This is a genomic window from Pantanalinema rosaneae CENA516 (assembly GCF_050753385.1).
In the GTDB taxonomy this organism is placed as follows: domain Bacteria; phylum Cyanobacteriota; class Cyanobacteriia; order Leptolyngbyales; family Leptolyngbyaceae; genus Pantanalinema; species Pantanalinema rosaneae.
This window is the reverse complement of sequence record NZ_JBLZFZ010000031.1, coordinates 60,230-80,846: the sequence shown is the minus strand read 5'-3', so window position 1 is coordinate 80,846 and position 20,617 is coordinate 60,230. Positions and strand designations below refer to the sequence as shown.

The following is a 20,617-nucleotide window of genomic DNA, read 5'->3' as shown; positions in this document are numbered from 1 at the left end:
AGGATTGCCAGATGCTTCACTTGTTGGGGATTTGACCCATGCTGCGAACTAGATCATGTGGCATTGAGGGATAGTTAAACGCGATCACGGCTCTTTACGCAATTTTCAGGTGGTATCACACTCTCTCAGCCCCCTAAATCCCCAATTCTGGGGGACTTTGAACATTAAAGTTCCCCCCAGGATTGGGGACTAGGGGGGCAAAAAGCAGACAGTAGGTAGACTTGGAGGTGATCGCGGCTCCTTAAAAGCGGAAATTTAAGCATTTATTTAAATTTTGGATCTTCGGTTACAGATTTCACGCTGTACCAAGATTGACCATGATTCACATGCAAGCGTTGGGATAGAACATTGACACAGCTTCTCGAATCGTTATTTGGCGGATTGAGCATTGGCTCCGTGTTGCTATTAGCCGCATTGGGGCTGGCGATCGTCTTTGGGCTGATGGGCGTGATCAACATGGCTCACGGCGAGTTCATGATGATCGGGGCATACACAACCTTTGTCGTGCAGAATGCCTTCAAACAAACCGCCTTCTCTGAGATCTATATCTTTTTTGCCTTAATTGCTGCCTTTATTGTGACGGCTCTACTGGGACTCTTATTAGAACGGGGAGTCGTGCGGTATCTCTATGGCAGACCCCTGGAAACTCTGCTGGCAACCTGGGGGGTGAGCTTGATTTTGCAGCAGTTGATCCGCAGTGTGAGTTGGCAGTTTGTCACCGGACTGGCGATTTTCTGTGGGTTGTTTTTTGCCGCCTGGTGGGTGTTGTCCCGTCGTCCCGACTTTGAACGGATTCGCGGTTGGGCGTTAGGTCTAATGTTTCCGCTATCAGCCGCGATCGCGCTAGTGATCTCTAACCTGCTGGGACAAACCTTTAAGCTCGCCATCACTAAACCCTGGTTTGGTACACAGGGGGTAGATGTGACGGCTCCTGCCTGGTTGCGGGGGGGCTTACAGATGGGCGGGTCACAACTGCCCTACACTCGCCTGTTTATTATTGTGTTGACGGCAATTTGTGTGTTTGGCGTGTACTGGTTCCTCAACAAAACCCCGTGGGGGCTGCGAATTCGGGCAGTGACCCAAAACCGCAGTATGAGTGCTTGCTTGGGAATTCCTACCAAAACGGTAGATGCGTTGACCTTTGCGATCGGTTCCGGGCTGGCAGGAGTGGCAGGAGTGGCAGTCAGTTTGCTGGGTTCCGTCAGTTCCAACACCGGACAGGCGTATATTGTGGATACCTTTATGGTCGTGGTCGTGGGAGGAGTCGGGAAGCTGGTCGGCAGTATTGTAGCGGCAGGGGTGATTGGGACACTCAGCTACGTGATTGGCTCGAATGCGATCGGTAATCTGGTCGCCAATCCGGTGATCAAGAGCTTTTTTGAATTCTTTGCGACAGCGAGCATGGCAAAAGTTATGGTGTTTGCCCTAATTATTGTCTTCTTGCAGTTCCGTCCGGCGGGTCTGTTCCCGCAAAAGGGTCGATCCGTGGATGCATAGGAGGCAACAATGACAGTCAAATCAATGGAAACGGTTGCCGAAATTCCTCAACGGATGACTGCCCGGAAACGCCGCAAAGCGTTGATTCTAGAAGCTGCGATCGTGGCAGTGGTAGCACTCATCCTATTGTTTGTGATGCCGCCATTGCTGACCGCGATCGGACAGGGAGTACGGGTCAATCAGTTGGGACGATTTCTGGCGCTGGCGATCGTCGCTCTAGGGATTGATCTGATCTGGGGCTATACCGGACTCCTCAGTTTGGGACATGGTATCTTTTTTGCCTTGGGCGGTTATGCCTTTGCGATGTTCCTGCAACTGCAACCGATCCCCGGACAACCCCCAGGACAAATTCCCGAATTCTTTTCGCTGTATGGGGTCAACCAATTACCTGCCTTCTGGCAACCATTCTATTCCTTACCATTTACCCTGTTAGCGGTGGTCTTGGTTCCGGCGATCGTCGCGGCAGTATTAGGCTATCTCGTATTCCGTAACCGGATTCGGGGAGTCTATTTCTCCATCCTGACGCAGGCGGCACTGATTGTCTTTTTTAACTTCTTCAATGGTCAACAGAAGTTAATCAATGGGACAAATGGACTGAAGACCGACACTGCCACATTGTTTGGCTTGCAGGTAGGCAGTAGCCCCATGATCCAGGGGGGATTCTATGCCTTGAGTGTTCTGTTGCTGGCAGCGGGATATGCTCTCTGTCGTTGGATCACCAGTGGACGGATGGGTCGGATGCTGGTCGCCATTCGGGATGATGAAACGCGGGTACGCTTCTCTGGCTACAATCCGACAGGCTATAAGGTCTTTGTTTTTGCGATTTCCGCCGCTTTAGCGGGAGTTGCTGGAGCCTTATACACGGTGCAATCGGGCATCATTACCCCCAAAGCGATGGATGTTGCCTTCTCGATCGAGATGGTGATTTGGGTGGCGGTCGGCGGTCGTGCCACGTTAGTTGGAGCCATCCTGGGGGCGCTGATTGTCAACTTTGCCCGGACGCTGTTGAGCGAACAATATCCTGAGTTCTGGCTATTCTTCCAGGGCGCGTTGTTCTTGATTGTGGTGACGGTACTGCCCAGTGGCATTTTGGGATGGTTCCGAACCGACGGTATTAACTGGGTGCGATCGCTGATCGGTCGGCCTCAACTTGTGCAAACCTATCCCAGCCTGGAATCAGATCCGGAAGTGGTATATGAACGAGAAACTCTTGGCGATCGAGAATCTGACCGTTAGTTTTGACGGGTTTAAAGCGATTAACAACCTCAATTTCAGCATGGCTGAAGGCGAGTTGCGGGTGGTGATTGGGCCGAATGGTGCCGGAAAAACTACCTTTATGGATGTGATTACGGGCAAAACCAAACCCACGGAAGGACAGGTCTTCTTTAAGGGAAGGAATCTGCGTCCCTTTAAAGAACATGAAATTGCTCGGATGGGGATTGGTCGCAAGTTTCAGACTCCCCGCGTTTACCAAAAGCTCACCCCACGGGAAAATTTGGAACTGTCCTGTTCCCGGCAAAAACATGTGTTTGCCTCCCTGTTTGGTCATACATCCACCGCCGAACATCGCACCGTTACGGGGTTACTAGAGACGATCGGGCTAGCCCTCAAAGCTGACATTCCGGCTGAACTGTTGTCGCATGGGGAAAAGCAACGGCTAGAAATTGGCATGTTAGTGGCGCAATCTCCCGATCTACTCTTAGTCGATGAACCCGTCGCGGGACTGACGGATGAAGAAACTGAAAAAGTCGGTGATCTCCTGCTGGCACTGGCAGAAAGCCATTCCATTATCGTGATTGAACATGATATGGAATTTGTCCGGCAGATTGCCCGGAAAGTCACCGTCTTGCATCAAGGTTCGGTGCTGTGTGAAGGCAGCATTGAGGAAGTTCAGAATGATCCCCGAGTGATCGAGGTGTATTTGGGACAACAGCCTTCGATCTCACCCCATCAAATGAAAATTTTGCGAATTATCGCGGCAATGGCATGGGCAGATGGCGAGCTATCTCCTGATGAAACGAATTTAATCCTGATGCAACTGAGTTGTTTATTCTCTGATGATCCAGAGCAGCAACACCAGCTCCGAGAGGAACTGCGGGTCTATCTATTACAAGATGTGCCTGTGGAAGCGGCCTTAGCGGAGATTGAGAGTGAGCAAGAACGAGAACTGGTTGCCAGATTGAGTTTTGACGTGATTCGCGCCAGTGCCCGTCAGGGTGATCCGTCGCTGGTGAATCAGGCAGAGGCGATCGCGTACCAGGACTTGATCCAACTCCTGCAACTACCCCCCGAAACCCTAACTCGCCTGGAAATTGAGGTTTAATCGCATGACATCGACTCTAGAAGCATCGATCGCCAATCCAGATGCCACAGCTTACATGCTGGAAATCTCTGGACTGAACGTGTTTTATGGAGAAAGCCATATCTTACGGAATGTGGATATGAGCGTTGCTCCCGGCAAAATGGTGTGTTTGATTGGACGCAATGGGGTAGGCAAGACCACCTTGCTGAAAACCATCATGGGGTTGTTGAGTCCGCGCAGTGGCGAGATTCGGTTAGAGGGTCGAGTGCTTAATCCGCTAACCCCCGATCGTCGCGCTCGGTTAGGCATTGGCTATGTGCCGCAGGGACGTGAGGTGATTCCCCGGTTAAGTGTCAAAGAAAACTTAATTTTGGGGCTGGAAGCTCGACCCCAGGGTAGTAAGGGTAAAGCGGAAATTCCAGAGGATATCTTTGAGTTATTTCCCGTCCTGAAAACCATGCTGAATCGGATGGGAGGCGATTTGAGTGGGGGACAACAACAACAACTGGCGATCGCCCGGGCTTTAATGGGTCGTCCTCGCTTATTGGTACTGGATGAACCTACGGAAGGGATTCAACCCTCGATTATTCTGGAGATTGAAGCGGCAGTCAAACGGATTGTGCGGGAAACAGGGATTTCAGTGTTACTGGTCGAGCAACATCTCCATTTTGTCCGGCAGGCAGATTGGTATTACGCCATGCAAAAAGGGGGGATTGTCGCCCAGGGTGCTACCAGTGAACTCAGCAATGAAGTGATTCAGCGGTTCCTGGCGGTTTAATGTCTAATTCCTGGCAGGGCAATTTAGAGTTAATCTATGGTGTGCGATCGGGGGCAACCCAATTACTCAAAGATCGCAGTCAAGCCCCGTTCAAACTTCAGAGATCGTTTTATCCCGAAGGTAGCAAGGTTTGCCATAACGTGATTCTGCATACAGCAGGGGGCATGGTTGGGGGCGATCGACTGTCGATGAAGTTGCAATTGCAACCGCAAGCCCAGGCGTTGATTACTACAGCCGCCGCAAGTAAAATCTACCGCTCAAATGGACAAGAATCTCGCCAAACCATTCAAGTGACTGTAGGAGAGGATGCCTGTTTGGAATGGTTGCCTCAAGAGGCGATCGTCTTTGATCAGGCACTCTATCGCCAGGATATGCGAATTGAGTTGGCGACCGGGGCACAGTGGTTAGGCTGGGAGATCACCCGATTTGGACGGACAGCGAGAGGGGAACAGTTTCTAGCGGGGAATTGGCGATCGCATACGGAGGTTTGGCAAGCTGAGAAACCCTTGTGGATCGATCGGCAATGGCTGCCCGGTAGTCCCATCATGGTAGAGAGTCCGCATGGGCTAGGGAATTGCCCGATCGTCGGCAGCTTCGCCTATATTGGTCAGGGGGTTGACCCAGAACTGGTGACGCAAGCCCGATCGCTCTGGCAAGGTAGTAGTGGTGAAATTGGCGTGACGCGGCTCATGGCGGGATTGCTCTGTCGCTACCGGGGTCACTCCACAACCGAAGTGCGGCAATGGTTTCTAGCGGTCTGGCAACTGTTACGCTTATCCTATTTAGGGCGATCAACCTGCCTCCCCCGAGTTTGGCAGCTTTAGTAGAGAGATGAACTATGCAACTCACTCCCCAGGAAAAGGACAAATTATTGATTTTTACCGCCGCTTTACTGGCAGAACGCCGCAAGGATCGCGGCATCAAGTTGAACTACCCGGAAGCGATCGCCTATATTACTGCCGGAATTTTGGAGGGAGCCAGAGAAGGGCGCACCGTGTCAGATCTGATGAGTTATGGCACAACGTTACTGACACGCGATCAGGTGATGGACGGCATTCCTGAAATGATTCATGAAGTTCAGGTGGAAGCGACCTTTCCCGATGGTACAAAGTTAGTGACGGTGCATAATCCGATTCGCTGATGGGTATCACTCTCTCACTCCAACTATGAGTATTCCTGCCAACCTGCAAGCGTATATGCAGCCAGCCTGGAAACCGATCGTCATTGCTGGCGATCACGATCGGGCAACTTCTAAGTTTTCTGGACATCCGTGGTTAGCGGCGAATGAAGCCTATCCCACCTGTCCCAACTGTGGCAAGCCGATGCAACTGCTGCTGCAATTAAATCTGGCTGAGTTACCGGAAGCCGTTCAGGGCAGATTTGGGCAGGGATTATTGCAACTGTTTTACTGCACCAGCGAAGCACCGTTGTGTGAATGCGATTGTGATGCCTGGGCACCCTTTGCGGTCAGTACCTTAGCTCGGGTGGTTCAGCCTAAGGGGGCAACCAGCGATCGCGATCTTCCCGCGATAGAGAACTCCTTTCCCCCCAAAACGATCGTCGATTGGCAGGTGATGGACGATTTCCCCGGTTATGCCGAACGGCAGGTATTAGAGATTGAATTGACTGAGGCAGAAGCGACCGCTTTAGAAAACTATCCCCACGCAGGAGATAAGTTGTTAGGGTATCCCCTATGGATTCAGGGAATTGAATATCCCCATTGTCCTATCTGTAGTCAGACGATGCGGCTGGTGTTTCAACTCGATTCAGAAGACAATTTACCCATCATGTTTGGGGATGTTGGATGCGGTCACATTACTCAGTGTGCTACCCATCTCGATCAAGTGGCGTTTGCGTGGGCGTGTGGTTAAAGGAGAGCAGCATGATTCCTGGAGAACTGTTGGTTGAAGACGGTGAGATTGAACTGAATGCTGGACGGTCAACGGTGACCATAACGGTTGCCAATACGGGCGATCGTCCGATTCAAGTCGGCTCCCATTTCCATTTTTATGAGGTGAATACAGCGTTGAGCTTCGATCGCGACCAGGCAAAAGGAATGCGATTGGATATTCCCGCCGGAACGGCAGTGCGATTTGAACCCGGTGATGAAAAATCCGTGACGTTAGTTCCCTATGGCGGCAGTCGAGAAGTATACGGATTTAATGCCAGAATTGAAGGGGCTTTAGGGTCTGCTTAGTGGTGATCCTCCCTAACCCTCCTTACCAAGGAGGGAACCGAACCGCAAAAAGACTCCCTAGCACTGCCCACCCACTCACCCTTGAACGACCCATGACTCAAGAACGGGAGTTTCCCGATTGGGAACAGCTTTATCAAGAAAAACCCGTCGAAACCATGCCCTGGTTTAATCCAGAGCTTGACTCCGACCTGGAACATGCCCTGATTGTCTTAGACCTGCAATCTGGCACATTCCTCGATTTAGGCACTGGCCCCGGCACTCAGGCGATCGCGTTAGCCAAACGCGGTTTCCATGTGACGGCAACGGATCTCTCTGCTACAGCCGTCACTCTAGCGCAACAAAAAGCTGCCGCAGAAGGATTAACGATTACCTTCCAACAAGATGACATCCTCAACAGTCATCTCGATCGCTCCTTTCACTATGTCCTCGATCGTGGCGTTTTTCACGTTTTCCCCCCCGATCAGCGCGCCGATTATGTCACGGTAATCAGTCGCTTAGTCCGTCCCAACGGCTATTTATTCCTCAAGTGTTTCAGCCATTTAGAAACCCGCGAATCCGGTCCCTATCGCTTCACCCCCGAAGAAATTAACCAGATTTTCGGCGATCGATTTGTCGTGCAATCAGTTGAATACACGGTGTATCACGGCACACTGGAGCAGTTTCCTCAAGCCCTGTTCTGCATCCTGCAACGTAAACCGGGGGGCAGGGAATGATTTAACGGAGCGAATGGATGCTTCAATCCCAATCCATATTTCGCGCGAAAAAAAGACCAACCTTAGATGAGAATTGTTGAAGTGGGTGAGGTTTGATTTCAACCTTAAATCGCAATTTTGTTAATAAGTCTACAAGCGTTCCAACTGAAAATGATTCCACTTCATTAACCCTGGCGATCGAGGGAATTTCATCTAAGTTGTGGTATTCTCCAACAATTAAACAAATATTTTTTAGTTTCTTAGAAGTCAGTAAAATCGGATATTCACTTCCCTCACAATCTAGTTTGAGGATATCGACCCGTTTATCTCCAATAACTTCATCCAAAGGTACGCTAGTAATGCGGGAACCAGAGGTCGCAAAAACCTGTACGGATCCAGTGTTGATTCCTACTGGATCGGGCCCATCAGGTAACATCCGGCTATAGCCTGAATTAAATAACACGGGGCTGGCACAATCCGATCGCCAAACCGCCGATTCAATCAGTTGCACAGAAGTTTCATTCAAATTCTTACGGGCGGATTCTGCATTGCCTGCATCAGCTTCAAAAGCGATAATATTACGTGCTCCACGAAACCAACAGAGCCAAGAAAAACTACCAATATGCGCACCGATATCAATGATGAAATGCTGAGGTGGCAAAGTGGCTGGCAGGCAATACTCGTTTTCCGTGACGATCGCTTGATAAACTGACTCATCGATTGTGCCTGGTCGAAAATAAAATGGTTTCATGCTGAAGTAAGTAAAAAATCAATACGATATCATATTAAGCAATTTGCACTATTCATCTTTCAGCTATTAGTAAATTAAGGCTTCTCAGAAAGACTGTTAGCTCTCCTAATAGTAATTCTTGTTCTTCGAATGTGAGGAAAATACCCATTTCTAATTAATATTCATCACCTCTGAACGGCAAAAAAACTTTGTAACTTAAGCATCTCTTAATCTCAAAAAACGTAGATCTGTATTTCTAGATTTTCCAAAACTTCACCCTTTCTAGAAAATAGGCTCATTAAACCAAATAGCAATCATTAATAGAGATTTTCCAATGCTTGCTATAAGTTTATAATAATGGATAAGGATAAAGTCTTAATCTCCATAATCTGTTTATCAAGTTTACGAGATAATATTCTGAGACTCTAGGAATCACAATTAAATTTACAATTTAACTCTCAAGTCGAAGGTGTTTGGCAACTTGATTACCACACCACAATTCTCCAATGACGAAACTTGGAATAAGAACTTTATTGGTCTAATCAAGATTCGCTTTGACGATGCAGCGATCGTCAAAGCGATCAAGTTTATTGGTATCAAGCAAAATTTACCCCGACTTGTTCATACCGTTGCGCGATCGTCTCAGATACTCTGTAACAGAAGTGTCAAGCGCAATCTCACCACTCAATCAGATCCACCTACCGACGTGGACTATCTATCATAACCGAGCAGCCGCTTCACGCAACCGTTCAACACAGCTTGTTGTAATTGGCTCACCGTGGGCAACAGAAATAACGCACAGAGATGGTAGACAATCCGCTAATTTTATCAACCACTCACGATACGCAATTCTGTCAGTCATGAAAAAACGCTTGCCTAAAGCTGTAATACCGAAATAGCCTCTTGCTCCCAAGAAATCAAAGATTAACTTGTTTCTAGGTACATACCTGTTGAGGTAGGAATCTGTTAAGTTAAACAGAATATCTGTGAAAATTAGTGCTTTCCCAGTCGGCAGAGATAGTTCATAGACTAATTCTTGTGGTCGAATTCCCGCAGGTTGATGACAAATAATCCCGTAGTTTGGCAGCAGTTCTTCTGCAATTGCGTCAACGGAAACAACCTCTTCTACATAGGGTTTAGCAACATCTGGAGCAACTACTAATAATTTTGGGTAACGTTGCTTGTAAACCTTGGCATCAAGCCGATGAATCCGGTTAGGAACAATCATAATTTTCGGTGTTCCTAAGGACTCTAACTGCGCTATTCCTGCTTCATCTAAAGCGATCGCACTGTGAATCAGCAATTCTGAATCTGCTAGTTTATAAATCACCATTTCTCTGGGTGTTGGGCCCAGGATACCTGTAACGTGCCAAAGATTTGGAGCTAACTCTTGAATTGGACTGTGAGGCAAGACGTGAGCCATCCATTCATTGATAACGCTACCTTCTCGAACTTGATGAGGTTGGAAGAGTGAAAAGAATGAATAAAATAGTTCTGATGCATCTCTTTTAGCTTGAGACATAAGTACACCTCTCATGACGGGGCTATCTGAATTTCAGATTGTCGGTTGCCTCACTAATATTGCCCCAACTCCTCCACCCGCTGCGCTAAAGCAGGCTAACATTCCCGTTCACCCGCCGTAAGCAATCTTGAATACTTAGCCGAGAACTTGTGGCGTTCCGGTGCAGGGACTATGTTATGACGCACTGAATGCTGTCCCATTTTCTTCACTCAGCACTATTGATAGTATTAATCTCTTCAGGCAACACTACAGGAATTTCTGCATTTACAAATCCAGAGGCATCACGAGTTACGATCGCATCAACGCTATGCACTACTGCACAAGCATACTATACTGCATCTTCAAAATCTTCAAAATTCAATGTTAGAGCCTGCTCAAATATCTCTAAATTGACTGCACAAATATTTAGATCGCTTAACACCTGCATAATTGCATCTTGAGCCACTACTCTCCCTGCTGCTCGGCGGACAATATAGTAAATGTTAGTTATTGTCGTGGCTGCAATAAATCCCTCAATTTCTCCAGCATCAATACGCTCAAATAGTCTTGCTGCATTTTCCACAAATGGCTCTCGTTCTTGTAAAAAATCAAGAACAACGTTGGTATCAATCAGAACCCGCATTACTGATACTTTTCGGTCAAATAGGTTACATAATCTGCATGGGCATCACTCTCCCCCGCAACTGCCGAAATCTTAGCAACACCTCGTAAACGCGACAGGTTTCTCCGCTTCGGCTGAGTGTTGGCTTCCCGCTTTAAAGAGTCTAAAAGAACCTGTACCAATTGCCAGCGATCGCCAATCGGCAACTGTAATGCCTGATTTTGTAGCTCTTGTAACGTCATCAGTCCTTCCCCAGCAACTGCTATCTATTATAAATTGCTGCTACTTCTATTACCCGAAAGTGCTTCTGGTCAGGAACTTCTGCCCAACCTTGAACACCAGCAGGTGAGCTTTCGGTTGCGTCCCAACCAATAACTGAGCGGCATAACAATGAATAGACGGAATTTTTCCGCCTAAGATCCCAAAATGGGTGGATAGGCAGAATGATTCAGTCTAAGATCCCAAATTTCTGCTTATGCCGATTATTTCCGCATAATACGCCGTTTAAGATGATTAGCGAGAAACTTTCTGCCTAATTTCAGATTCTTAGGGGAATACGAGGCGACCTTATTTGGGATGTCATCTGAGTGACTTTGCATCTGCCCCAGCGATCGCCCCTCGAAGGATTTTCAAAAGAAACAAGGAGCGATCGTCCAGCGAACCTGTTCTAGCCATCCAGTCCTCTATTCATCCGGAACACCAGTAATTCCAGATTCCCTCACAGATTTGGGTAAATTCTATTTGCCATCCTGATCATCAGGATGCTTTTCGGCGATGATTCTGGTACAACTAAACGAATAGAAATTTTCTCTGCAACCATTCGGGGCTGACTATGAGCTATCGCATGAATCGCCGTGCCTACGCCGAAACCTTTGGGCCAACGATCGGCGATCGGGTTCGTTTGGCAGATACCGAGTTAATCATCGAAGTTGAACAGGATTACACCACCTACGGCGATGAGGTGAAATTCGGGGGTGGCAAAGTGATTCGGGATGGCATGGGGCAATCCCCAATTACCAATGCGGCTGGTGCGGTTGATGTTGTGATTACCAATGCCCTGATTCTGGATTGGTGGGGCATTGTCAAAGCTGACATTGGTATTAAGGACGGCAAAATCCATGCGATCGGCAAAGCCGGAAATCCCTATATTCAAGACAACGTGACGATCGTGATTGGGCCAGGAACCGAAGCGATCGCGGGCGAAGGCATGATTGTCACCGCAGGCGGGATTGATTCCCACATTCACTTCATCTGTCCCCAACAAATTGAAGTCGCGATCGCCGCCGGGATTACCACGATGATTGGAGGCGGTACAGGCCCAGCCGCCGGTACCAATGCCACCACCTGCACTCCCGGTCCCTGGAATCTTTACCGCATGTTGCAGGCTGCCGATGCCTTTCCGATGAATCTCGGCTTTTTGGGCAAAGGCAATAGTGCTAAACCGGAGGCGTTGCGGGAACAGATCGAAGCTGGCGCGATGGGATTAAAACTACATGAAGACTGGGGGACAACTCCTGCCACGATCGATACCTGCCTCAGTGTTGCCGATGATTATGATGTGCAAGTTGCCATTCATACCGACACTTTAAATGAAGCCGGATTTGTGGAAAATACGATCGCGGCATTCAAACATCGTGCCATTCATACCTACCACACCGAAGGAGCCGGAGGGGGTCATGCTCCCGACATTATTAAAGTCTGCGGTCAGACGAATGTGCTGCCATCGTCTACTAATCCCACTCGCCCCTATACCGTCAACACATTGGATGAACACCTGGATATGCTGATGGTGTGCCATCACCTCGATCCGGGGATTCCCGAAGATGTTGCCTTTGCCGAATCCCGCATTCGTCGCGAAACGATCGCTGCCGAAGATATCCTGCATGATTTGGGTGCTTTCAGCATGATCTCCTCTGATTCCCAGGCGATGGGGCGCATCGGTGAGGTGATCATTCGCACCTGGCAAACCGGACACAAAATGAAAGTCCAGCGAGGGGCATTGCCGCAGGATAACGATCGCAATGATAATTTCCGGGCGAAACGCTACGTTGCCAAGTACACGATCAATCCCGCCATTACCCACGGCATTGCCAACTATGTTGGGTCGATCGAAGTCGGCAAACTTGCCGATCTCTGCCTCTGGAAACCGGCTTTATTCGGTGTGAAACCCGAATTAGTCCTCAAAGGTGGCATGATTGCCTGGGCACAAATGGGCGATGCTAATGCCAGCATTCCCACCCCCCAACCCGTTCACATGCGACCGATGTTTGCTAGTTATGGTGGTGCTTGTACGGCTACCTCACTCACCTTTATGTCTCAGGCAGCCTTAAACCAGGGCATTTCCGATCGCCTGAAGCTGCAAAAAACAGCCGTTGCCGTTGCCAATACTCGCCAGATTACCAAGCGGGATCTGAAGCTGAATGATGCCTTACCCGCGATCGAGGTAGACCCCGAAACCTACGAAGTTCGCGCCGATGGTCAACTCCTCACCTGCGAACCCGCCACCGTCCTGCCGATGGCTCAACGCTATTTCTTGTTCTAGTCTTCCGTTTGGCTTAAGCGGCGCAGATTAAGAACATCGCTGAGTTTTTTGATTTGGGCAAAGGTGCGTTCGAGTTGTTCGTGATCGCGGATATCGATACCTAAATCGATAATCGCGGTTTGGTCGGGGAAGGTTTTCACCTGGGCGTTACGGACGTTGATCGTATTGTCCGTGAGGCGAGATAGGATATCTTTCAAGACACCGACGCGATCGATCACCTCAATCTGAATATCCACCGGATAGGTTTGAGGACGACCACACTCCTCATTCATCACATTCCAGGTGACAGGCACCAAGCGATCGCCGGGAACCTGTTCCACATTGGGACAACCCTGGCGATGGATCGAAATGCCACGGCTTCCACGAGTCACTACCCCTAAGATTGGCTCACCCGGAACGGGAGTACAACAGCCTGCCAGATGATAGAGCAGTCCTTCTACCCCACAGATCGGTGACTTGTTATTGCTGGAAGGAGCCGGTAACGATTTGATCGGAGGCGGTAAAACAATTCCGGGATCAGCCGCGATCGGTTGTTGGGCTTTGACCGCTTCCCGCAGCCGATTCAGCGTCAGATTTAAAGTAATTTCGCCATAGCCTAAAGCCGCCAGCAAATCTTCTACACTGTGGTAGTTACATCGTTCTGCCGTGGCTAACATCGGAGCCGACTTGAGCAAGGCTTCAAAGCCATTCTTACCCAGTTCGCGTTCCAGCATATCCCGACCGCGAGCCACATTCTCCTCCCGGTGCGATCGCTTATACCATTGGCGAATCCGGTTGCGGGCTCCATTAGTTACCACAAAATTGAGCCAATCTAGGCTAGGGTGGGAGTTCTTCTGGGTCATGATCTCCACAATATCCCCATTCTTCAACGGGGTATCAAGCGTGACCATGCGCCCATTCACTCGCGCTCCCGCACAGTGATTACCGACTTCGGTATGAATGCGGTAAGCAAAATCTACCGGAGTTGCCCCCCGACCGAGCGATACCACATCTCCCTGGGGTGTGAAGACATAGACTTCACTATCAAACAAATCATCTTTGATGCTCTCTAAATATTCCTGAGCATCCTTCAGATCGTTTTGCCAGTCCAGCAGTTGCCGTAGCCAGGTGAATTTTTCATCCGTTCCTGACATCTGGGTATTGCTAGAACCACCCGTCTCCTTATATTTCCAGTGGGCAGCAATCCCGTATTCTGCAATATGGTGCATTTCCAGGGTACGGATTTGCACTTCCAGAGGTTTGCCTGTGTTACCAATAACGACGGTATGCAAGGATTGATAACGGTTTGGTTTGGGGAGACCAATATAGTCCTTAAAGCGACCGGGGATCGGACGAAACATGTCATGCACGATCGCTAATGCCCGATAACATTCTTCATTGGTTTGGACGATGATCCGCACCGCCGCCACATCATAAATTTCTTCATAGCCTTTCTGCTGCCGTTGCATCTTTTGATAGATGCCATACAGATGCTTGGGGCGACCACTGATATCCGCAGTCCGAATGCCAATTTGCTGTAAACGCTGCCGTAATGTCTCAACTACGTTACTCAAGCGAGTCTCGCGATCGCCCCGTTTTTCGGATACCAGATCTTGAATTTCGCGGTAGGATTCTGGCTCTAGATATTTGAAGGCGAGATCCTCTAGTTCCCACTTAAACCGACCGATCCCCAACCGATTCGCTAGGGGAGCAAAGATTTCACGGGTTTCCAGCGCAATAATTCGCCGTTTATTATCGGCAAGATGTTCCAACGTTCGCATGTTATGGAGGCGATCGGCCAGCTTCACGACGATCACCCGAATATCCTGTGCCATCGCCAGGAACATGCGGCGAAAATTTTCTGCCTGTCGCTCTGTTTTGCTAGAAAAGTTAAACTTAGAGAGTTTGGTCACGCCTTCAACCAGCAACCGCACTTCCTTACCGAACCGTTGTTCCAGTTCCTCCAGGGTAATTTCCGTGTCTTCGACCACATCATGCAAGAAGCCAGCCGCCACTAACGCACTGCCGCCGCCCAAATCCCGTAACAGCCCAGCTACCGCGACCGGATGCATAATATAGGGTTCACCCGATGCTCGATACTGCCCTTCATGCAGGCGGTAGGCAAATTCAAAAGCACGACAAATCAGATCGGCATCAGCCCGACTGTTTTCGGACTCAGTACATTCCTGGGAGGCTTGCCGCGTAGCCAGACATTCCTGCAACCAGTCAGGAATAACAAATTGGGATGAAGAGACAGGAGCCGTGAGATTCATGCGATTACACTGATCTATCAGAAGCTCGAACCAGCCGTTGGAACTGATTCAGGCTATTGAACTAGAAAACCAGGAAAAGGCAAAACAGCAAATTGGCTGATTCTGCCGCACCAGTGATATGTTATGGATGCCAATCGTGGTAGAAGCAACTTCGACTCCCATTGCAGAGAATCGGCATGTCACCTCAAAACAGAACGAATGGTTAGGGAAAAACGTGTCCCGACCCCGCAGGTGAGATCGGTGAAGGAAAACGGGTTTGATCGGTTAAGGTACTAAGAGTCTGCCCTAAGTAAGTGCGACTGGAACAAAATTTGCAGATTACTTGATCGCCGTAATGCTCTAGTTAACCTTCATCTTAGCAAGACCAGCAAAAAACTTTACATCTATTCGTAATTTTGGTGGCAAATACTCCGCTAAAACGATTCACTGAGTTTGACAATCTATTACTCTGGCTAGAGCGAACAATGGGGATGTTGCCATTATCACACCAATCCGTGTATCAAGCGCTACAAAAACGTGTGGAATTAGTTCAAACCATCCTCACTCACTCGCCGATCGAGATAGATTCCCTCAAATCAGCGACCTCAGAGTTACAGACATGGTTTCAAACGGCAGTGCTGCCCCAGTCGATCGCTGACCTTGATCCCCAGTTCGCCCAACGGCTACAGGCTATTCAGGTCGAAATCGATAAGCAATTGCGGCTGCTCGGGATGGATGTCATGTTTTTGCAAGCTGCCCGACAGACGGCAACCGTAGCCCAGCGGCAACAGCAGATCCGCGATCGGTTAAATCTCTTATCACGGTATTGTGATGCGGTGTTGGGAGCGGCATAAAATGGACTGCTAAAGCTGAATCGAGAGGTGAGCCTGTGCAGTGTCCTAAGGATCGGACGGTGGCATTAGTCGATCGTACGTTAATGGAACAGTTGGTTGTTAAACACTGCTCGAAGTGTGAGGGAGACTGGATTCCGGCAACCGATTATCGAACGTGGCAGGCAGAACATCCCCAGACCGCTAAGGATACTGAAATTTTAGACAAACTGATCGAGCTAGCTGGAGAGCCTGCCCCATCCGATGCCAAAGCGGCATTTTGTCCCGAGTGCGGTACTTATCTGGCACGAGCCAAGGTCAGTCTGAAAACCCCCTTTTATTTGGAGCGCTGTTTAAGTTGTGGTGGCTTCTGGTGCGATCGCGGTGAGTGGGAAATTTTGGAGCAGGTTGGACTCCACCGAGCGCTGGAACGCTTGTTTTCCAGTGGTTGGCAAGCCTTAGCACGCGAACGGGAACAGATTGCCCATGAACGGCAAGCTATATTTGACAAACTTGGTACTGATCTAGCTACCCAGGTTCTTGCTCTAGCGGAAGCATTAGAACAACATCCCCACGGCGAGTTCGCGGTAGCTTATTTAATGCGACGCTTCGATCACGAATAAAACAGGGGGCACGATCGCTCGCCCCCCTTGACTGACGATGAAAAATTAAACTCTGACGATAAAATTAATCATCCTCATCGACATCGTCATCCTCATCCATGCTGCCGCCAATCAGATCGTCATCATCATCGGGCAGAATCGCGGGTGGATACAGATCATCATCGCCATCACTAGGATTGCCGTAACTCCCAAAGGTGTAGCTGGGTCGATCCTCAATATCTAACCCATACGCCCGAGCAGTGCGATCGTCGAGCACAACATCTTTTAGATCGGCATCTTCATCGAACACGCTGACCCCGTCATAGGTCAGATCGACATCGGCTGGACTACCCACCTCTTCATAGGCGTTAAAGCCTGTTCCGGCAGGAATCAATCGACCGATGATCACGTTTTCCTTCAAGCCACGCAACCAGTCAGACTTCCCTTCGATCGCGGCTTCCGTTAAGACCCGAGTCGTTTCTTGGAAACTGGCGGCGGAAATAAAGCTGTCTGTGTTCAAGGATGCCTTCGTGATCCCCAGCAGAACCGGAGTATACTCCGCCGGTGCCCCACCCGTGATCGACATGGCTTCGTTTACCTGTTCTACCTGATACAGTTCGACTAACTCACCCGGTAGCATCGTGGTGTCTCCCCCATCATCCACTCGGGCTTTCGAGGTCATCTGGCGGACGACAACTTCGATGTGTTTGTCAGAAATATCAATCCCTTGAGATTGATACACCGACTGCACCTCACTCACCAGGAAGGTTTGCACTTCTCGCAAGCTGATGAGAGCGGCATCATGCACCCCTAAGGTTTCTCGATTTGCCTTAAATAGAATTTCCAGCAATTCGTGGGGATTCGCCGGCCCATCGGTTAAGCGTTCCCCGGCAACTACCTCCTGACTATCGGAAATAATCAAGTTTTGTCCGGGGGTCAAGTTGTATTCATTGATCACCCCATCTGCCTCGATTACCTTCACATCGACGGAATCATTGTCCTCGTCGTAAACGACCTGGGCAGTACCAGAACGTTCCGCTAAAACACAGGCTTCCTTCGGCTTCCGCGCTTCCAGGAGTTCCTCAATCCGAGGTAGACCCTGAATGATGTCTCCTGTCTTCGTCCGCTCAAATACCAGCAATACCAGGTGATCCCCCCGTTGTACCAGGTCACCATCGTCAATATGCAATACCGCACCCGGCGATACCCGGTAGGGACGAGCAATCCGTAAGGTGATTTGGTTATCTCCCACATGGACAACCTGCCCGGACTCTTGCAGCACCGTGTTAGCCGCGATTCCAGTACCAGCAACCACCAGTTCCCCCACTTTGACGGTGGGTGTTCCATTGGTCGGCACTGTCTGTAAATCCGCATCCCGCACGACGAGAATCCGCCGGATGGCTTCCATCCCTTCCCGAATCCCGCGTACTTCTCCCGCTTCCTTACATTGGATTTCGGTACGGGCGACTACGGCACCAGGCGCAATTTGATCGCCATCCTTCACCAGCACTCGGGTATGGGTACTGCCCTGAGTTGGATCAGCGGCAATATCGCGCCGAATCACGAGGGACTCTAGAATCACCAATTGCAGGCGGAGAACCTCTGGATCGGTTTCATCTGTTACCAGTTCAATATCAGCCGCGAGTTGGGGTGCATCTTTGTCAATTTCCAGAACTAACTGAATTTTGAGCAATTCCAGCCCCTCAACCGACTTCACCCGTTCCCCATCTTTGTAGGGCATCCGTTGTACGGCTCGGAGCCGAATCGATCGCCCAGATTCCTCGTTGGTTGATTCTTGACTGGGAACGGAAGGTTCATCGGGAACCGGGAATTCCTCGACTGGACGCAGCAGCAAGGCTGGACCTTCAGGACTTTCGACATACTCGACATACCGCAGTTCCGGTGCCGCCAGTCCTGGCATCACCTCTTGACCAGGGTTAGCCAGAAAGGCTTCTCGAGTTGCGATCGCATCCGGATTATCAATCATGTGCAGATCGCCGGGTTTGATCACGATCTCCCGCAGAATGTCATTCTTTTGGGTAACTTCAACGACACCACTGCTTTGGCAGAAGATGTCCTTAACGACTTCAGTACCCGCTTCCACAAACTGACCGTCTTCGACCATCAGCAGGGAGATGTCTTTGTTCACCTCATGGGCTTCTTCCGGAATCCAGAGGAGAGTCCCGCCTTTGACAACCTCATAGCCCTGTTTGGCTTTGCCCCGCTTGGCAACTTCCACCCCAGAGTATTTGATGATGCCCCCGGTTTGGGTATGGTAGCGATCGTCGATCAACTCCGCCACAACCTGACCATTTGTGACCTTCGTGCCAGGAGTCGCCTTGAGGGAGAACAATTGGTTGTAGTTGGTTTCAATCAGGTATTGGTCGCGTCCCTGGTGGCTTTCACTTCGCACTCTAGCTTGATCCAGCAACACAGAAGCCGTGATAATTTCTACCTCACGCCCACCTTTTCCTTCAGTTTCCTGCGGTAACCGGACAATCCCACCATGTTCGGTGACAAGTTTGGTTTCCGCAATCACTCCACCCGTAGTGACACTATCCCCGTTCTTAACCACCGGTTCTGCACCCGGTGGTAGGTTATACACTTCCCCAGACAGAATCCAGAGCAGACCACCGCGTTGAGCGATCCGAGTCGTGTTCCCTTGTCGGTCTTTCTTCTCTTCCGGAACCAGATCGGCAAATCGGACTTCACCCGCGATGTCGGATGCCACGTCTTTCGCTGCTTTTTCTGTCGTCTTGCGGGCACGACCGGTCAGCGGCACTTCTGCCAAAATTTGTCCGGCTTTAACCTTTTGTCCATCTCGTACCAACAAGGTACTGCCCTGGGAGATGGAGAAGGGTTGTTGCCGTCCATCCGTCCCTTCCAAAATAACTTCGGTACTGGCGACGGAGTCTACCACTAAGGCATCTTCCCCGTGGCGAGTCCGGAAGGCACGGGTTCTGAGTTTTTTCGGGAAGCGAATGGTGCCCTCAAAGTTTGCCCGTTCCTGGCGCGCCATTTCTCCGGTAAATACCCCTCCCGTGTGGAAGGTACGCATGGTGAGCTGGGTTCCCGGTTCCCCGATCGACTGGGCAGCAATAATTCCCACTGCTTCCCCGATATCCACCATCTTGGCATGAGCCAAACTCCAGCCGTAGCAGTGTTGGCAGACAGAACGAGTCGCTTCACAGGTAAGGGGCGATCGCACCATCACCTCTTCTACCCCAGCACTATCAATCACCTCAGCTAGTTCATCCGAGACAGGCTGATTCCGGGGGGCAATCAGTTCCCCCGTTTCGGGATGAATTACATCGGCAGCAACGACCCGACCCAACAGGCGAGTTTTCAGTTTAATCAGGGTGCGATCGCCATCTTTCATACTCCGGAGGGGAATACCGCGTACCGTACCGCAATCAATTTCCCGGATGATCACATCCTGGGACACGTCCACCAAACGACGGGTGAGATAACCGGAGTCAGCCGTCCGCAGCGCCGTGTCTACCAGTCCTTTACGCGCCCCGTAGGACGAGATAATGTATTCCGTAACTGTTAAACCTTCCCGGAAGTTGGTTTTAATTGGCAGGTCAATAATTTCCCCTTGCGGATCTGCCATCAGACCCCGCATCCCTACCAACTGACGCACCTGGGAGATATTCCCCCGGGCACCGGAGAACGCCATCATATACACCGAGTTGAGCGGATTATTCGATCGGAAGTGGCGTACCACCTCATCTTTTAATTCCTCACTGGTCCCATTCCAGGTATCAATCACCTTCTGGAACCGTTCTACTTCCGTAATTTCGCCTCGGGTATATCGTTCTTCTGTTTCCCGAATCGTTTCTTCGGCAGCTTCCAATAATTCGCGTTTGGTGGGCGGAATCTGGAGGTCATCCACACTAATCGACACCCCGGCACGCGTTGCAAACCGGAAGCCCAGATCCTTGAGCAAATCCGCCACCTGAGCGGTACGGGCAGTGCCATAGTTGGTAAATGCCCAGGAAATTAGCTGTCTTAACTGACCTTTATCAACAACCCGATTGCGAAAAATTGGTTGATTTTCTTGCTCTGCCATTACTTACCCCGCCTCTGCCAT

At 49.9% G+C, this 20,617-nt stretch carries 19 protein-coding genes; 13 read left to right on the top strand and 6 right to left on the bottom strand.

Translation table 11 applies throughout. From position 1 onward, the window contains the following. Positions 1–348 precede the first annotated feature (348 nt). The 9 genes from ACN4EK_RS18250 to ACN4EK_RS18210 all read left to right on the top strand — a co-directional run bounded on the left by ACN4EK_RS18250 (position 349) and on the right by ACN4EK_RS18210 (position 7,487). Positions 349–1,497: an ABC transporter permease subunit gene (locus ACN4EK_RS18250; RefSeq protein WP_431659528.1), complete on the top strand. Its 1,149-nt coding sequence runs from the start codon at positions 349–351 to the stop codon at positions 1,495–1,497. A gap of 9 nt (positions 1,498–1,506) precedes the next feature. Next, positions 1,507–2,733 carry an urea ABC transporter permease subunit UrtC gene (gene urtC, locus ACN4EK_RS18245; protein WP_431659527.1) on the top strand — a complete coding sequence of 409 codons (1,227 nt, stop codon included), beginning with the start codon at positions 1,507–1,509 and terminating at the stop codon, positions 2,731–2,733. Continuing rightward, positions 2,693–3,820, top strand: coding sequence for an urea ABC transporter ATP-binding protein UrtD (gene urtD / locus ACN4EK_RS18240; protein ID WP_431659526.1), 1,128 nt, complete (start codon positions 2,693–2,695; stop codon positions 3,818–3,820). Before urtC ends, urtD begins: the two co-directional genes overlap by 41 nt. 4 nt (positions 3,821–3,824) lie before the next feature. Further along, positions 3,825–4,577 carry an urea ABC transporter ATP-binding subunit UrtE gene (gene urtE / locus ACN4EK_RS18235; protein ID WP_431659525.1) on the top strand — a complete coding sequence of 251 codons (753 nt, stop codon included), beginning with the start codon at positions 3,825–3,827 and terminating at the stop codon, positions 4,575–4,577. Continuing rightward, a complete protein-coding gene (locus ACN4EK_RS18230) occupies positions 4,577–5,401 on the top strand; it encodes an urease accessory protein UreD (RefSeq protein WP_431659524.1) in 825 nt (274 codons plus the stop codon). Before urtE ends, ACN4EK_RS18230 begins: the two co-directional genes overlap by 1 nt. Positions 5,402–5,415: 14 nt before the next feature. Continuing rightward, complete coding sequence (gene ureA / locus ACN4EK_RS18225; RefSeq protein ID WP_431659522.1) at positions 5,416–5,718, top strand: urease subunit gamma; 303 nt, start codon at positions 5,416–5,418, stop codon at positions 5,716–5,718. A 25-nt stretch (positions 5,719–5,743) separates the two neighbouring features. Further along, a complete protein-coding gene (locus ACN4EK_RS18220) occupies positions 5,744–6,448 on the top strand; it encodes a DUF1963 domain-containing protein (RefSeq protein ID WP_431659521.1) in 705 nt (234 codons plus the stop codon). Positions 6,449–6,459: 11 nt separating this feature from the next. Further along, positions 6,460–6,774 (top strand): urease subunit beta, encoded by a 315-nt coding sequence (locus ACN4EK_RS18215; protein ID WP_431659520.1) that lies wholly within the window; start codon positions 6,460–6,462, stop codon positions 6,772–6,774. A 92-nt stretch (positions 6,775–6,866) separates the two neighbouring features. Next, the gene (locus ACN4EK_RS18210; RefSeq protein ID WP_431659519.1) at positions 6,867–7,487 is read left to right on the top strand and encodes a class I SAM-dependent methyltransferase; all 621 of its coding nucleotides are present in this window, start codon (positions 6,867–6,869) and stop codon (positions 7,485–7,487) included. A gap of 22 nt (positions 7,488–7,509) precedes the next feature. Here ACN4EK_RS18210 and ACN4EK_RS18205 read toward each other — a convergent pair whose 3' ends face one another. Next, on the bottom strand, positions 7,510–8,217 hold the full coding sequence (locus tag ACN4EK_RS18205; RefSeq protein ID WP_431659518.1) for an FkbM family methyltransferase: 708 nt from the start codon (positions 8,215–8,217) through the stop codon (positions 7,510–7,512). 448 nt (positions 8,218–8,665) lie between these two features. Between ACN4EK_RS18205 and ACN4EK_RS18200 the strand changes: the two genes are divergently transcribed. Next, positions 8,666–8,920 carry a hypothetical protein gene (locus tag ACN4EK_RS18200; RefSeq protein ID WP_431659517.1) on the top strand — a complete coding sequence of 85 codons (255 nt, stop codon included), beginning with the start codon at positions 8,666–8,668 and terminating at the stop codon, positions 8,918–8,920. Here ACN4EK_RS18200 and ACN4EK_RS18195 read toward each other — a convergent pair. The 3 genes from ACN4EK_RS18195 to ACN4EK_RS18185 form a co-directional block, all read right to left on the bottom strand. After that, on the bottom strand, positions 8,915–9,718 hold the full coding sequence (locus ACN4EK_RS18195; RefSeq protein WP_431659516.1) for a hypothetical protein: 804 nt from the start codon (positions 9,716–9,718) through the stop codon (positions 8,915–8,917). The two genes, ACN4EK_RS18200 and ACN4EK_RS18195, sit on opposite strands and share 6 nt — an antisense overlap. Positions 9,719–10,046: 328 nt before the next feature. After that, on the bottom strand, positions 10,047–10,340 hold the full coding sequence (locus tag ACN4EK_RS18190) for a type II toxin-antitoxin system VapC family toxin (RefSeq protein ID WP_431659515.1): 294 nt from the start codon (positions 10,338–10,340) through the stop codon (positions 10,047–10,049). After that, entirely contained in the window at positions 10,340–10,561 is a 222-nt protein-coding gene (locus ACN4EK_RS18185; RefSeq protein WP_431659514.1) for a hypothetical protein, read from the bottom strand. Before ACN4EK_RS18185 ends, ACN4EK_RS18190 begins: the two co-directional genes overlap by 1 nt. A 590-nt stretch (positions 10,562–11,151) precedes the next feature. Here ACN4EK_RS18185 and ureC point away from each other — a divergent pair. After that, positions 11,152–12,861, top strand: coding sequence for an urease subunit alpha (gene ureC / locus ACN4EK_RS18180; protein WP_431659513.1), 1,710 nt, complete (start codon positions 11,152–11,154; stop codon positions 12,859–12,861). On the opposite strand, the gene ACN4EK_RS18175 is transcribed toward ureC, so the two are convergent. Next, positions 12,858–15,113, bottom strand: coding sequence for a RelA/SpoT family protein (locus ACN4EK_RS18175; RefSeq protein WP_431659511.1), 2,256 nt, complete (start codon positions 15,111–15,113; stop codon positions 12,858–12,860). The genes ureC and ACN4EK_RS18175 overlap by 4 nt on opposite strands. Positions 15,114–15,511: 398 nt before the next feature. Between ACN4EK_RS18175 and patD the strand changes: the two genes are divergently transcribed. Together patD and ACN4EK_RS18165 are read left to right on the top strand one after the other, a co-directional pair. After that, positions 15,512–15,946, top strand: coding sequence for a heterocyst frequency control protein PatD (gene patD, locus ACN4EK_RS18170; protein ID WP_431659510.1), 435 nt, complete (start codon positions 15,512–15,514; stop codon positions 15,944–15,946). A gap of 35 nt (positions 15,947–15,981) precedes the next feature. Continuing rightward, positions 15,982–16,545, top strand: a complete 564-nt coding sequence (locus ACN4EK_RS18165; RefSeq protein ID WP_431659509.1) for a TFIIB-type zinc ribbon-containing protein — start codon at positions 15,982–15,984, stop codon at positions 16,543–16,545. A 64-nt stretch (positions 16,546–16,609) separates the two neighbouring features. On the opposite strand, the gene ACN4EK_RS18160 is transcribed toward ACN4EK_RS18165, so the two are convergent. After that, positions 16,610–20,596: a DNA-directed RNA polymerase subunit beta' gene (locus tag ACN4EK_RS18160; RefSeq protein ID WP_431659508.1), complete on the bottom strand. Its 3,987-nt coding sequence runs from the start codon at positions 20,594–20,596 to the stop codon at positions 16,610–16,612. Positions 20,597–20,617: the final 21 nt, after the last annotated feature.